Below are 14,231 nucleotides of genomic sequence, written 5' to 3' on the forward strand. Positions count from 1 at the left end.
TTTAGGAGTCAGGAGTCAGAATTCAAAATGAATTATGTACTACTGGTGGATGAATATCCGAGTTCAAAACCCCCACTATATCTCTAATTTGGTGCAAAACAATTAATATCAGGTTTAAATCCCCTACTCATTTATTCTGAATTCTGGCGTATCTGTTTTCTTCTTCTCTTGAAATTATTTTTTTTAGCTTTTAGTTTAATGAATCCATGCCATCCCTGAATTTGGCGATCGCCCGTCTCTTAAACACTGGCACTGACAACTTCGCCATTTGGGTGGTCAAGGCCCCGTATCCCAGTGGCTATGTTTTACGTGACTGTGTGTGGCCTATTGAACTCACCCAACTCTGGCACGAATGGCAGCAGATGTTTGCTGGTCATGGTCGCCTAGATATTTCCCCTAACTCAACACCTCAAAATAGCAACCCATTCCCCATAGATTGGATTTCACCCCCTTCAGGTCAACCTACTGGCCCCTACAGCAGTCGTCTGATGCAATACTTGGGAATGAATTTATGGCGTTGGGTATTCGACGGACAAATTCTTGGTAGTCTAGAACGCAGTCGCGGTATTGCTATGGGTCAGCATACACGTTTGCGCTTTCGACTAGAAATCCGCGACCCGGATTTGATTGCTTTCCCTTGGGAAATTATGCAGCGTGAGCCTGGTCAATCGGCGATGTCTCTCTCGCAAGATTTACTATTTAGTCGCACCAGCACTGAAGTTGAGCCTTTACCGCATTTGCGAACTGACCAAGCTTTAAGTATCTTGCTGGTTTTAGGTCATGATGACAAGCTACAACTAGAACAAGAAGGCGCTATTTTACAGCAAGCTCTTGCAGATACGCCTGGTAACTCTCAAAGATATGCACCTTGTGTAGTGAATCAACTCATTCAACCAACTCCACAACAGTTGATTGATGAGTTAGAAACTAAAGAATACAATGTTTTCTTTTACGCTGGACATGGTTTGCCAGACCCAGACGGAGGGTTACTGTTTTTGCGACCAGATATGCCCCTCAATGGGATAGAATTGGCGCAAGTATTGACCCGTACAGGTGTGAAATTAGCGGTTTTCAACGCCTGTTGGGGCGCACAACCAGCTGCGATCAGTCATCAAGCTATCCCTGCCAGTAGTTTAGCAGAAGTATTGATTCGTCATGGTGTGCCTGCGGTTTTGGGGATGCGCGATGAAATCGCTGACCATGAAAGCCATAGTTTTATTCAAGCCTTTACCGAAGCTTTGCGATCGCACAAGCCAATTGACGAAGCCGTAGCACAGGCTAGGCAAGAGTTGTTAACACTGTATAAATTTAATCAACCTGCTTGGACTTTGCCTGTTCTCTACCTGCATCCAGATTTTAATGGCGAACTGATTAAAAATCTGGATGAAGGTATTACAGAACTACCAGATACAGCCATTCCTGATGTCGGTTCCTCGCTTCCGATTGCAAGTTTACGATCGCTCACTCCCAAAGGTAAAACCTGGTTACTGCGTTATGGAGTCACCCGCATCGGCCGCACGCAAGATAATGATATCGTCATTCCCGAACCATCTGTATCTAAACGCCACGCCGAAATCTTCTGCCGCAATACTCTGACTGATGCTACACTGATGCGAACTTATTACTTGCAAGATTTTTCCACCTACGGGACAACCTGGTTTTTAGGGCCTAATGGTTGGCAACAAATCCTCCGGGAGGAAGTCCCTCTGAAATCGGGAATGCAGTTAAAGTTTGGAAGTGCTAGAGGTGAAACCTGGGAGTTTGTTATTCAAGACTCCTAGCAAAGCTATTGCACAAATGGATTTGGATATTAAGCATCAGCTTCTAAAATCTGTTTTTTTGAAGAAAAAATCAACTTTTTTTGCGGAAATATCCTCTGAGGAATTGTAGCTGTCAATACCACCAAATAATCATGGAAGAAGAAAATATGGTTAACAAAATTAACGGCTCAGACACTTTCTCATCTTTGCCATCTCAAGTAGATTTAGAATTATTAGAAGCGTTGCTAGAACCAGAGGATGCTAACTATCCCTGGAATCCAGGCGATGATGAATCAGAAGCTTATTTTCAGGAACTAGAACACCAGTTCGGAATGCAAGATTTACTTGACGAAGAACTGATAAGACGATCGCAAGATTTTTACGGACATCTAGATACACTTTGGTCTGGTATTACTCTGACGCCAGACTCCAATGACAACCCACAACAGGCAGTAGTGCTTAATCTTCAAGAAACATTACGGACTAATTTTTCCGCCTGTGTTCCCCAAGCATTACTCAATACCATCGCCAGCAAAGCTGCTGAAATATTTGCTGCTCGCCAATTAATCAGTGAGCAACTAGTTGAGTGTGTTCAGACAGTACTACCAACTTGGGGAACAGAGGATCTTCTAGTTCTGGCTCGTCCTTTTACTTACGCTATGCGAAGTAGCGAATCGCAAAACGCGGTATCTACGCTCAATAATCTTCAAAATAGCGAGTGGACAGCTTTATCAGAAGTAGAGAAAGCAAAGGCTAGTTTAGCGATCGCTTCCTATGCTTTCACTCAACTCAACCAGTCTCAGGCTGAATTATGAATAGGAAATGGGGAGTAGGGAGTAGGAAATCGAAAAAGTTTTCATTATGCGTTGTGTGCGTGTAACCCCGCTTTGCATTCACTCTGTTTAGAGGTTTCTTTTGCAACGATCTTGGTTTGCCTTATGCAAAGGTGCAAAGAAGCAGTCAAAAATCAAGACTTTTACCAGAAGTTTGATGATTTTTATTCTTGTAGATACAATTGACCCAGAGTAGATAACGTTACGCTAATTATCAAACTAGAGCATCTATCTTAAGACATAAATATTTAACCATTGAGCATTGGTTGTTCTCCCTCATCTCCCCTGTCTTTTTCTTCTCTACAAGATGGTGCGTGTAGCTTGCTTCCTGATAAGGGTACAATTTTTTTGAATTGATTTCATCTCCTATTTTGGGCCAAGAAATCGGGTAGCAAAATTTTGCGATCGCGTTGGTGACAGCGCCCGTGCCTTGAGAATTGCCGCCATCAAAAAGGCGTAAGATAACACTCCAACAACTACCAACAGCAAAGCATTGATTGACCCTGTAGCATTCCAGAGAGCATGGAGTGCTGAGGCGCTCAAATAACCAATAGACAGAATTTGCCAACTTCTAGTAGGTTTGAGGACAGCCAATCCGATAAAATAACCCAGGTAGCCACTATAAGCCATGTGTCCAGCTACAGAGCCTAAAATTCGCGGAATTAGCAGTTGTAAACCTGCCAACTGACCAGCAGCCCCGATACCCACCTGTTGCGTGACATTTTGAGTGATATCAGGCACATACTGACCGAGGGTTTCCAAGAGAGTAAAGCCAACAGCAGAAGCAGTTCCCAGGAGAATGCCATCTAAAGGTTCCCAGATGCCGATGCGTTCTCGCCAAGGTGAAGACAACATTCTACCGATAGCAAAAGCCCCTAGTACAGGTAACGCCTTGAGTAATTCCTCCATCAACCCAGCGCCAAAAAACATCCGCACCAGTAACTCTGTGAAGGTGATAGATTCTTGGGGTGTGGGCAAGCTTCCAGGCAAAATGCCGCGAAATACGAAAATAAATAGATCCAACAGCGGACTGAGCAAAATCAGGATTGTACCCAAGGACGTAGCCATTAGCACCCACCAAGGCTTCTGTTTGCCGCAAAGCTGGTAAACAAAATAGTAGGCAGCGAAGGCGATGTAAATTGCTACGATCACTTGATTAGCTTGGGGCCGACCGACTGTAGCGAACATCAGCACCACAAAAATTACGGTCAGTATTCCGGGTACAAGGTAAGCTTTACTAGTTAAATCTTTACCAGTGGAAATAATCGGAAAAAGCTGGGTGAAGCTAACAGAATCTGGCTGCTTTAATTGCGTGTGGTTGTGGTAGTTCGTCGCCGAAGGCAGTGGTGTAAGTTGGTTTACTGTCGTCGCCGGAGTCAGTGAGGTATACTCGTATTCAAAAATGTATTGCGGGCCATCAGCACCTAGAGAAATGCGATCGCCTGGGTGCAATTCCTGACATTCATATAAGCGTTGTCCATTCAAATAAGTGCCATTAGCACTATTCAAGTCACAAAGCACCCAGCTAAATTTGCTATCTGGGGATAGAGAGAGCGGACGAACCACTGCATGACGACGAGATACCATTCGGTACATCATGGCATCCAAGACAACTTGGCAGCTGGGGTCGCGTCCAATTACCATCTCTTTACTGGGGGGCAGCGAGTAGCGAGATTCTGCTCCCAAAGCTGCCCCATTACCAGACACTAGCCGCAGAAATGCATTATGTCTTGCGTTTTTGCCTGTCATCGATAAGAAGTGCTTTTCTAAACTAATTCTTCACACAATTTGGCAGCAGGACTAACCTTAGCCACATTAGCAGCAGCATTGCTAAATCCACTATAGCTTCACTTCCTGCTAAGAAATTTAAAATTATTGATGCAAAATTTCAAATTGTTTCACCTCATGTAAAGAAGTATTCCATTTGCTGAGAGTTTGTCCTAAAACTGGCTTGTTAGGCGGATAAATCAGATTGTCTCGATGCTGTACTTTTGACATCGTAGCTGCAAATTAAACCCACTGCAATTTATTAAAAAATAGTATTTTTTACTGCATTTAGTTCCATTTCAAAAATATATAATTTTTAGTCGTCTGTTCTCAGTTGTTTTTGCCAAAGCTCTTTTGGAGCAGAGAGTAGGGGAAAAAACTGTTATAAAGATTGAACCAAAATATTGTGGGTATCTTGTCTCAAACAACTGTAGTCAGTTCTGAGTGTTCAATCTTGGTTCCAAGTACTTTGAGGAATTCTGCTAGCCAGTGTGGGTGAGCAGGCCAAGCTGGTGCTGTCACCAAGTTACCATCAACTATTGCCCGATCAACAGGGATATTAACATAGATTCCTCCAGCACTGTTGATATCTGGGCTACAAGCAGGGTAGCCAGTACATCTTTTGCCTTGCAGTACATCAGCAGCAGCTAATAACTGCAAGCCGTGGCAGATGGCAGCAATCGGTTTATTCGCTTGGGCAAAGTGACGGGTGATTTCTAGTACCTGCTGATTCAGGCGGATATATTCTGGTGCCCGTCCTCCGGGAACGACTAAGGCATCGTAGGTTGCGGCTTCTACTTCTGCAAAAGTAGCATTTAAAGTAAAATTGTGTCCGGGTTTTTCGCTGTAAGTCTGGTCTCCTTCAAAGTCATGAACTGCTGTCCGCACCTTATCGCCAGCTTTTTTGTCGGGGCAAACTGCGTGGATTGTGTGTCCCACCATTTGCAATGCCTGGAAAGGAACCATCACTTCATAGTCTTCTACATAGTCGCCAACGAGCATCAAAAGTTTCTTTGCAGCCATATATTTGTTATCCTGATCTTTCTAGTCAATAGTTGTTTATAGCGGTTTCCAAGTGCATGAAGTACATAGTGAAACCCTTTTGAGAACTCACAAAACCGTAGTGCTGAGTACTGAGTACTTCTTAAATTTACTCAGCACTCAGCACGGGCTAAACGCCCCGCTACCGCTAACAGCACTCGGAACTCAGCACTCAGCACTTTTATTAGAAAACGCTATATAAAGTAAATATTAATTTAGAGTCAGCTATTTTATTCGTTAGTATCTACATGAATTTTTGATACATTACAACACAGCTAATGTTGTAATGTATCATTTGAGGGCGGCAAGTTAACAAAGTGTAATGCACCCTACAGATTTTTTCTTTTAACGACTATTGTCTAATTAAAGCAGATGAAATTCTGCGATCGCTCTAGGAAAATTTTTGTTTTCATGTCCTGGCTGGCTAAGTTTAATCAAAGCAAAACGCTGTAAGGGTGTTAAAGCTGCCCAATTTTGCTGTGTCAGGGTTACACCTATTTCTTGAGCTTTTTCCTGAAGGCTAGCTGGTACAGTGGCATCTAGCCATGCAGGATGAGGATCAATGGGCAATTTTGTAGGTGGTATACCTGTGCGTTGTATGATTAATTGCTCGATATGCTCGCGGTAAGACTGAATTTCCGTTTCTGTAGCGCAAGGTAATTCGACTAAAGCTTGCCGTTCATCTGTGGTCATTTGATTCCAGTCAGGCAGTTTTAGCTTGATGCCACAGGTATCTAATTTACAACGCACCTGCATAGGGATGCAACGCAGAGAATCAACAAAGTCTGCTTCAAATTGAAAGAAATCTGTCATAAGAAAGTATTTAAAATTAGCTCATTATACTGTTGCCTTCTGCCTCTTTAAATTAAATATTTTTGGAATTACTAAGACGAATTATCAAATAACTAATTGATAAGGCAAGAATAGCTATACCTAGACCAATTATATCAACACCTCCAATTTTTTCTAAGTCAAGAATAATAATTTTTCTGGCAACAGCAATTAAAGAAGTGACAATAACTAATTCAACTTGAAAAACGTGTTTTCGTAAATATGCTGTGATATTTTCTAAAATTTCTAAGGCAATTAAAATATTTAAAAACAAACCGAAAACCTTATACAAGGTTGTGTTAAACTTACCATAAGGTACTGTAAATAATTCTTTAGAAATAAATACTCCTAAATCTGCGATCGCTACCAAAATTACGACCACCATAAAAATAGATAGAACTTTAGAAACTATCACTTCTATATTTTCAATAATGTGCATGAAGTTCTCATCTTTGGTAGCTCCTAGAATTTCCCTGATTAACTTTTTCATCTGTTGCACCCGGTTTTTAAATAAAATAAAATCCCATAGATAAATCTAGAGGATTACAAAAATATGATTTTTAATAGTATGTGATTTTTATCTTTTACCATAGCTGAACTCGGCGCTAGTAAAACTTTTGGTTATTATAAATTTCACCTCCTTAATTATGGTAATTGATATGGGTCAATAGTAGAGAGCCATAAAAAATGATAGTGACTATTGGTGATTGATTATTGACTAAATTACCTATTGATGATTATTAATTACCTTTTGAGCGGTACAGTTAGGAGCTTACCATTGTGAGGACTGGAGTTGATAATCTTTGACTGTAACTTCCACAGAAATTGGTATCAGCTGCACAGCACAGGCTTTTAATTCTGGTTGCAGCGAATCGGGGCAAGATTCTGGATGGGTAAGGGCGTTAGCTTCGGCATTATCTGCCCAGAGCGAACCCCAGTGCATAGGGACAAAAACTGTACCAGGTGCGATCGCTTTTGTTACTTTAGCAGGAAACTTCGCTTTACCCCGACGCGATCGCACTTCTATATACTGATTATCTACAATACTTAACTTAGCAGCATCACGGGGATGAATTTCGATAAACGGTTCCGGATGCATTTTGCAAATTTTTTCAATTCGACCGGTGCGTGTCTGCGTATGCCAGTGTCCGTAAAGGCGTCCAGTAGTTAGTACAAAAGGATAATCTGGATCTGCTGGTTCTGCCAATCCCTTGGAGTAATATGCCCCAAATCGAGCGCGTCCATCAGGGGTGTGAAAGCGGAGATTGGTGTAGAGTCTTTTAGAGCGCTGAGTTGTTTCTTTAAACTCAGTACTCAGCACTCGGTACTCAGTACTCTCTTCAGGATGAGGCCATTGAGTCGGGCCTTGTGTCTGTAATTGCGCGTGACTGAGACCTGTCATATCACAGGGGCGATTTTTAGTTAGTTTGACAAACTCAGCATAAACTTCAGCAGAGTTAGCAAAGGCAAATTCTCTCTTAAAACCTAATCTACGTCCAACTTCGGCAAAAATTTCCCAATCTGCTTTCGCTTCTCTTGGCGGTTGGCGAAATGCTGAACACAGAGTTACCACCCGTTCGGAATTTGTCATCACGCCAGTTTTTTCACCCCACTGGGCTGCTGGTAACAAAACATGAGCGTAGGCAGAGGTTTCTGTAGGATAATAAGCATCTTGGTAAATAGTGAAAGGCGATCGCAACAACGCCTTCTTAGTCCGCTCTAAATCTGGCATACTTACCGCAGGATTAGTAGCTGCAATCCACAATAACTCTACAGCGCCATTTTCCAAACCAGTAATCATATCCCAAGCAGTCAAACCGGGATCGGGCGAAATTTGTCCTGGCTTAAGTCCCCAAAACTCCTCAACTTCTGCACGGTGCTGAGGATTTTTCACCACCCGATAACCTGGTAATAAATGTGCCAAACCTCCGGTTTCTCTTCCTCCCATTGCGTTCGGTTGACCAGTGAGGGAAAAAGGACCAGCCCCAGGTTTGCCAATCTGTCCCGTCATCAGGTGCAGGTTAATGATCGTTCTTACCTTAGCCGTCCCTTCTGAGGATTGATTTACACCCATTGACCACAAAGACAGTACCCGCTGCGATTCACCCCAATAGCGAGCTGCTGTTTCTAAATCTTCAATGCTGATTCCACATTGACGAGCTACCACTTCTGGCGGATAGTGGCGAATTACTTCAGCATAAGCGGGAAAGTTGCTAGTGCAGTCGTCCATGAACATGGTATCGATGTAATTCCAGCGCATCAACAAGTGGGCGATGCCGTTTAACAAATCGATATCTGTACCGGGACGAATTGCTAAATGCAAATCAGCGGCTTCTGCCGTTGGTGTGCGGCGGGGATCAACCACAATCATTTTGACTTTGCGGTTCTTTTTGTGATACTTAGCCAGTCGATTGAAAACGATGGGGTGACATTCGGCTGTATTAGTACCAATTAAAAATGCACAGTCGGTTAACTCCAAGTCTTCGTAACAGCATGGAGGCCCATCTGAGCCAAAGCTTTGAATGTAGCCAGCTACAGCACTAGACATACATAAACGAGAGTTGGCATCAAAATTATTAGTACCCAGACAACCTTTCATGAGTTTCTGGGCTATATAATAATCCTCAGTTTGGAACTGACCGGAACCATACATACATAAAGCTTCTGGCCCTTGGGTGAAGCGGATAGTTTGAATGCGTTTAGCGATTAGATCAAAAGCCTCATCCCAACTAACGCGGCGAAACTCTTGATCTAATGAGTCTCGCACCATTGGGTAATGTAATCTATTTTTATCTAAAGATTCTGCGATCGTTGCGCCTTTGACGCAAACCATTCCTTGACTAGATGGATGGGCTTTATCACCGCGCACCCGCCAAGTTGGATTTCCTTGGCTATCTCGATTAGTTGCTTTGCCAAGTTGGGCTGGAGGTGAAACTTCTAAACCGCAGCCAACACCACAGTAGGGACAGATAGTTTTGGTAAATTCACTCATGGCAGTTGTACCATTTTATTATTTTTGATTGTGCAACCTCAGATGTAGCGCCAGGTTGAGAAGCGTAACTTAGTACTTTGTTAAACTAGTGCAAGAGGGTTTGTAGTAAGCACTTTAACTTGACGACGAGTACTGTTTTGACCTCTCCCCCAGCCCCTCTCCTACGTTCGCGCAGCGTCTCGAAGAGAGGAGAGGGGAGCAAAAGCCCTCTAATCTCGTTACTCCTCCTTCTCCTTACGGAGACGCAACGCGTTCGCCTTTTAGGAGAGGGAGGCTGGGAGGAAGAGGTCTGTCGAACTCACGTCACTTTAGTGCTTAGAAAAAAAGGACTAAAGTCCTTACTACGAAGTATGAGAATTTATTTGCTTTATTGACTACTCTCTATTTTCAAGACAGGTCTATTCTTCAGTTAAGAAAATAGGGTTTTTCGTTGCTGTTTCTGGCAATTCACCTTCATAAGCAGCAGCAAAGGAACCTTTTGGTTCTTTGAGGAAGAAGGCGCACATGAAAGCACAGACTAAAGCAGCTATACCCATTGTGGTAAATAGTGTTGGAGCGTCGGTTAAGCTAAAAATTGTCAGGTAAACTACGCCGCCAAAATTACCGTAAGCTCCTACATTTCCAGCAATTTGTCCAGTGGCTTCTTTCTTAATTAAGGGGACGATGCTGTAAGTTGCACCGCAGCCAGCTTGGGCAAAGTAGGCGGCAAACATTGTAACTGCGATCGCTAGCGGAATCGGCCAGTTACCATTAATAAAATGTGCAATCAAATAACTAACACCGATGCCGGCACTGATAATTGTCATTGTCCATTTACGGGAGCTAAATTTATCAGAAATTAAGCCACCACTAGGACGAGAAACCAAATTTAAGAATGGATAGGTAGCAGCAATCATCGCAGCTACAACATGCTCTAAAGCAAAAGTTTTTTCAAAGAATGCTGGGAGCATGGAAACAACTGCTAGTTCGCTGCCAAAGTTCGTTATGTAAGTGAATTCGAGTAAGGCTACTTGACCAAATTGAAAGCGTTCAGATGGAGCGTAAGTTTTTTTACCAGTTAGAAGTTCTCGGTTTACCAACCAAGCTTGGTAACTTTGGTAAGCAAACAATCCTGCTAATAGCAACCAAGCCAGATACATTTGGCTCAAAGTTAGGAAGTGAATGTTCTTTTGTTCCAAGCGCCAAGCTAATAAACCTAGAGCGAAAATTAAACCAAAATTCGAGACAATCAGCGCCCAGAAGCTTTTAACGCTCGTCACTTCTAGAGAACCATTTTTCTTAGGTTTTTTATAGACTTTGCCAGCGGGTGTATCTTGGACGCTGTTGTAATAAATTACGCCGTAGATAGCTGTAATGATCCCTGTAAATGCGATCGCAAACCGCCAGTTAGAAGCACCACCAGCGAAAAAGCTAGTAGCAACTGCAAGTATCGGTAAAGCAAACTCTGCGCCAAAAGCCCCAAAGTTGCCCCAACCGCCATAAATTCCTTGAGCAATTCCCATCTCCTTCGGCTGGAACCATTCCCCTACCATGCGGATACCGACAACAAACCCAGATCCGACAATTCCCATCAGTAAACGACTGATGACTAGTTGATTAAAGTCTTGCGCTAGCGCCGTTGCTAAACAAGGAACTACCGCAAACATCAGCAGGATTGAGTAGGTGATTCTGGGACCAAAACGATCCAGAAGCATACCAATAATTAGCCGTGCAGGGATTGTGAGGGCAAGGTTACAGATGCCCAAAGTTTTGATTTGCTCAGGCGCTAAACTTAGCTCTTTGCCAATGGTTGTAGCGAAGGGAGCGAAGTTAAACCAACATACAAAGGTGAGAAAGAAAGCAAACCAAGTCTGATGTAAGATGCGGTAGCGATCGCTAAATGAAAATAAGTTTTTAAGCATTCCAATCTTTCTAATTGAATAAAATACGGTGAAGAGGTATGAAAAGATGAGCCTTTAAGGTCGAAGGTTAAGCCTTTAAGGTCGAGGGTTAAGTCTTTAAGGTCGAAGGTTAAGGCTTTAAGGTCGAAGGTTAAGGCTTCAAGGTCGAGGGTTAAGCCTTCAAGGTCGAAGTATGAGTTTTACCCAATGCCGAATGCCCCCGATAAGTACTAGCAGTTATAGCCGTAGTCACATAGGTTAGGACAGTGTTGATTGCTCAAAGGCTTAAAACGACTGGGTTTTTGTTCAGCACTCAGCACTCAACACTCAGCACTCAACACTCAGCACTCAGCACTCAGCACTCAACACTCAACACTCAGCACTCAGCACTCAGCACTCAGCACTCAGCACTCAACACTCAGCACTTGGCTATACCAACTAGTAAGGCTTCTTGCTTGAGTTTCGCCCCGAAATTTTTGATTAATAAATCTTGCAATATTGGCTGTAAGTCTTCGCAGGGTATGCCTTTGATAACACAAGTTCCTAAATGGGCATCTTTGCCAACTTTGCCACCCATATAGATGTCAACACCTTCCAAGGTTTTGCCATTTTTGCGAGTTTTAGTTCCCATCAAGCCGATGTCTGCAACTTGGGGTTGTCCGCAGGAGTTGGGGCAACCTGTCCAGTGAATTCGCACTGGGTTGGTGAAGGTTAACTCTTCTTCTAAGACTTTAATCATTGCCAGGGCACGGTTTTTGGTTTCGATGAGGGCAAAGTTGCAAAATTGTGCGCCTGTGCAAGATACTAGCGATCGCGCCAGCAAACCTGGATCGATAGAAAATCTTTCTAGCAAAGGTTCTGTTAAAAATGTTGCTAAACGCGACTCAGCAATGTTGGGTATAACAATATTTTGCTCAACCGTGAAACGGATTTCGCCAGTGCCGTAAACTTCTGCTAGACGAGCGATTTCAAACATATCTTCGGCATACAACCGACCGACAGGAATGTTCAAGCCTGCGTAATTTAATCCTGCTTGTTTTTGTTTATATACCCCGATGTGGTCGCGTTTTTCCCAGTCGAGCTCGTCTTTAGGTGCTGCGGGTAATAATGATTTACCCAAACGGCTTTCTACTTCTGCTCGAAACTTATCTAAACCCCATTCATCGATTAGCCACATCAAGCGCGATTTTTGCCGATTAGCACGTGGCCCATGATCGCGAAATACTTCCAAAACCGCTCTACATACAGCTACTACATCTTCAGGAGCCACCCAAGCATTCAGAGGAATTGCCGCCTCACAACGTTTAGCTGAGAAAAAGCCACCAACTAAAACGTTAAACCCGAAAATGAGTGTTGAGTCTTGAGTGCTGTTAGCGGTAGCGGGGCGTTCAGCTCGTTCTGAGTGGGAAAAAGACTCAGCACTCAGCACTCGGCACTCAGCACTATTTTTAAATGCTGGCACAAAAGCCAAATCGTTAATTTCAGCATGAACCGAATTGTCTCGTCCACCTGCGATCGCAATATTAAACTTTCGTGGTAAGTTGCTAAATTCTGGGTTTCCTTCTCCTTTATTGGTAAGCATATCTTGAATTTGCTGTACTAACTCTCGCGTGTCGTACAACTCATCTGCATCTAACCCCGCCACGGGATCGCCTGTGATATTGCGAATGTTATCCATCCCTGACTGAACGCTGGTTAAACCAACTGCGTGAAATCTATTAAAGATATCTGGTAAATCTTCAATTCTGATCCCCCGTAATTGGATATTCTGTCTCGTTGTAATATCAGCGCAACCATCATCACCGTAACGCTGGACTACTTGGGCTAAAACACGCATCTGACTGCTGGTAAGAATACCGTTAGGCATCCGCAACCGCATCATAAACTTGCCTGGGGTAACTGGGCGAAAAAACACACCTACCCATTTGAGTCGATGATCGCGATCTGTTTCGTTCATTGCCTCCCAACCCAAGGCGGCAAATTTCTCTATCTCACTCTTGATAGCGAGTCCATCTTTTTCTGCTTTTAATTTCTCGAATTTATTAAGGCTAGTGGTAGTTGCTGTGTCTGTCATGAGGCTGAATCTCTTTGCAAATTACTGATATGATCGGGAACTGTGGTCGTAATTTCTCAATACGAATCGATCCGTAGTTACATTAGGTGTTGTATCTACGAGGGTTAGGGAATAAAAACTTAATATTTAACTACGGCTGATTATTTTTACTCAAGAACCTTCCTACGCGAAACTCCAAATCCGTGGTTAGCTAAGGAAAATTTGTGGCTATTTACATCTTGGGAATTTGTCAAGCAGGTTTGGATAATGTTCATGTAACAATTTCGATACTCATAACTTAAGATGATTTTTTTGTTAAAATCGTATAAATTGTTACGTTTTTTGGGAAAATCTCCAAAAAACGCATGAATTTTATGCATTTTTTACATTAAAGTCACCAATGAACGATATAGAACGCTTAATCAACGGTATTTGAGATGACTGAAGCAATTTTGGATCGCCATAGATTAATCTCATATCTAAAATCCAAAATTGAATGGCAGATGTTAGCTAAAACTTAGATATTATTTCAGCAGCTATGAAACGTCGTGACTTTATTAATTGGGTAGGTTTGGGTTGGATTGCGGCTTCTCTACCTGTAGCGATCGCAGCTTGTTCTTCTCAAACAACTCCGATATCTAAAGATTGGCAAACAGTAGGTACATCGGCAGAATTAGATAAAACAGGTCAATTACTGGTGAAAGACTCACCTGCTGGGACTGTATTGGTAGTTGGCACATCTAAAGCCGGAATAACTGCTGTTGACCCTACCTGTACTCACGCAGGTTGCACAGTAGCATGGAAAGCTGATGTGAAAAAATTCGCTTGTCCCTGTCATGGTTCAGAATATGGAGCGGATGGTAAAGTGCAAAAAGGCCCAGCGACAGATCCACTGAAAACTTACGCCGCCAAGATTGAGGGTAATTCGGTTGTAGTCAAGCCAAGCTAATGGAAGCAGGAGACAAAATAGTTCTTCTTTTCCGTTAGTGATACCGGGGCATTAAGCCAGTTCCCAGTCCTGAGTAAAGAAGTGAGATTCCCGACTCAGCACTCATAACTCAGCACTCATAACTC

At 42.9% G+C, this 14,231-nt stretch carries 13 protein-coding genes; 5 read left to right on the forward strand and 8 right to left on the reverse strand.

All coding sequences use genetic code 11. The annotated features are described in order from the left end of the window. Positions 1-206 precede the first annotated feature (206 nt). Positions 207-1,781, forward strand: coding sequence for a CHAT domain-containing protein (locus RMY27_RS16550; protein WP_322664973.1), 1,575 nt, complete (start codon positions 207-209; stop codon positions 1,779-1,781). A 146-nt stretch (positions 1,782-1,927) separates the two neighbouring features. Further along, positions 1,928-2,575 (forward strand): hypothetical protein, encoded by a 648-nt coding sequence (locus RMY27_RS16555; RefSeq protein WP_322665030.1) that lies wholly within the window; start codon positions 1,928-1,930, stop codon positions 2,573-2,575. A gap of 384 nt (positions 2,576-2,959) precedes the next feature. On the opposite strand, the gene RMY27_RS16560 is transcribed toward RMY27_RS16555, so the two are convergent. From RMY27_RS16560 to RMY27_RS16570, 3 genes are all read right to left on the reverse strand, one after another. Then, positions 2,960-4,342 (reverse strand): PrsW family glutamic-type intramembrane protease, encoded by a 1,383-nt coding sequence (locus RMY27_RS16560; RefSeq protein WP_322664975.1) that lies wholly within the window; start codon positions 4,340-4,342, stop codon positions 2,960-2,962. A 123-nt stretch (positions 4,343-4,465) separates the two neighbouring features. Next, positions 4,466-4,591, reverse strand: a complete 126-nt coding sequence (locus tag RMY27_RS16565) for a hypothetical protein (protein WP_322664976.1) — start codon at positions 4,589-4,591, stop codon at positions 4,466-4,468. 189 nt (positions 4,592-4,780) lie between these two features. Beyond that, entirely contained in the window at positions 4,781-5,383 is a 603-nt protein-coding gene (locus RMY27_RS16570) for a DJ-1/PfpI family protein (RefSeq protein ID WP_322664978.1), read from the reverse strand. Positions 5,384-5,435: 52 nt separating this feature from the next. Here RMY27_RS16570 and RMY27_RS16575 point away from each other — a divergent pair, with 52 nt between their 5' ends. Continuing rightward, positions 5,436-5,603, forward strand: coding sequence for a hypothetical protein (locus RMY27_RS16575; protein WP_322664980.1), 168 nt, complete (start codon positions 5,436-5,438; stop codon positions 5,601-5,603). Positions 5,604-5,764: 161 nt separating this feature from the next. Here RMY27_RS16575 and RMY27_RS16580 read toward each other — a convergent pair whose 3' ends face one another. From RMY27_RS16580 to RMY27_RS16595, 4 genes are all read right to left on the reverse strand, one after another. Continuing rightward, positions 5,765-6,214: a nitrate reductase associated protein gene (locus tag RMY27_RS16580; protein ID WP_322664982.1), complete on the reverse strand. Its 450-nt coding sequence runs from the start codon at positions 6,212-6,214 to the stop codon at positions 5,765-5,767. Positions 6,215-6,266: 52 nt separating this feature from the next. Further along, a complete protein-coding gene (locus RMY27_RS16585; protein WP_322664984.1) occupies positions 6,267-6,722 on the reverse strand; it encodes a phosphate-starvation-inducible PsiE family protein in 456 nt (151 codons plus the stop codon). A gap of 282 nt (positions 6,723-7,004) precedes the next feature. Further along, on the reverse strand, positions 7,005-9,224 hold the full coding sequence (locus RMY27_RS16590; protein WP_322664986.1) for a nitrate reductase: 2,220 nt from the start codon (positions 9,222-9,224) through the stop codon (positions 7,005-7,007). Positions 9,225-9,622: 398 nt separating this feature from the next. Then, positions 9,623-11,125, reverse strand: coding sequence for a NarK family nitrate/nitrite MFS transporter (locus tag RMY27_RS16595; RefSeq protein WP_322664988.1), 1,503 nt, complete (start codon positions 11,123-11,125; stop codon positions 9,623-9,625). Positions 11,126-11,377: 252 nt separating this feature from the next. Between RMY27_RS16595 and RMY27_RS16600 the strand changes: the two genes are divergently transcribed. Continuing rightward, entirely contained in the window at positions 11,378-11,563 is a 186-nt protein-coding gene (locus RMY27_RS16600) for a hypothetical protein (RefSeq protein WP_322664990.1), read from the forward strand. Here RMY27_RS16600 and RMY27_RS16605 read toward each other — a convergent pair. After that, positions 11,523-13,178, reverse strand: a complete 1,656-nt coding sequence (locus tag RMY27_RS16605) for a ferredoxin--nitrite reductase (protein WP_322664992.1) — start codon at positions 13,176-13,178, stop codon at positions 11,523-11,525. The two genes, RMY27_RS16600 and RMY27_RS16605, sit on opposite strands and share 41 nt — an antisense overlap. Positions 13,179-13,695: 517 nt before the next feature. Here RMY27_RS16605 and RMY27_RS16610 point away from each other — a divergent pair. Continuing rightward, on the forward strand, positions 13,696-14,106 hold the full coding sequence (locus tag RMY27_RS16610) for a ubiquinol-cytochrome c reductase iron-sulfur subunit (RefSeq protein ID WP_322664994.1): 411 nt from the start codon (positions 13,696-13,698) through the stop codon (positions 14,104-14,106). Positions 14,107-14,231 lie beyond the last annotated feature (125 nt).

The organism is Nostoc sp. DedQUE09, assembly GCF_034530915.1.
Taxonomy (GTDB): domain Bacteria; phylum Cyanobacteriota; class Cyanobacteriia; order Cyanobacteriales; family Nostocaceae; genus Nostoc.

Excerpts from the sequence above, each read along its gene's own strand:
- RMY27_RS16570 (WP_322664978.1), bottom strand. The coding sequence starts at position 5,383 with ATGGCTGCAAAGAAACTTTTGATGCTCGTTGGCGACTATGTAGAAGAC.
- RMY27_RS16610 (WP_322664994.1), top strand. The coding sequence starts at position 13,696 with ATGAAACGTCGTGACTTTATTAATTGGGTAGGTTTGGGTTGGATTGCG.
- RMY27_RS16580 (WP_322664982.1), bottom strand. The coding sequence starts at position 6,214 with ATGACAGATTTCTTTCAATTTGAAGCAGACTTTGTTGATTCTCTGCGT.
- RMY27_RS16585 (WP_322664984.1), bottom strand. The coding sequence starts at position 6,722 with ATGAAAAAGTTAATCAGGGAAATTCTAGGAGCTACCAAAGATGAGAAC.
- RMY27_RS16590 (WP_322664986.1), bottom strand. The coding sequence starts at position 9,224 with ATGAGTGAATTTACCAAAACTATCTGTCCCTACTGTGGTGTTGGCTGC.
- RMY27_RS16550 (WP_322664973.1), top strand. The coding sequence starts at position 207 with ATGCCATCCCTGAATTTGGCGATCGCCCGTCTCTTAAACACTGGCACT.
- RMY27_RS16595 (WP_322664988.1), bottom strand. The coding sequence starts at position 11,125 with ATGCTTAAAAACTTATTTTCATTTAGCGATCGCTACCGCATCTTACAT.
- RMY27_RS16560 (WP_322664975.1), bottom strand. The coding sequence starts at position 4,342 with ATGACAGGCAAAAACGCAAGACATAATGCATTTCTGCGGCTAGTGTCT.
- RMY27_RS16565 (WP_322664976.1), bottom strand. The coding sequence starts at position 4,591 with ATGTCAAAAGTACAGCATCGAGACAATCTGATTTATCCGCCTAACAAG.
- RMY27_RS16555 (WP_322665030.1), top strand. The coding sequence starts at position 1,928 with ATGGTTAACAAAATTAACGGCTCAGACACTTTCTCATCTTTGCCATCT.
- RMY27_RS16605 (WP_322664992.1), bottom strand. The coding sequence starts at position 13,178 with ATGACAGACACAGCAACTACCACTAGCCTTAATAAATTCGAGAAATTA.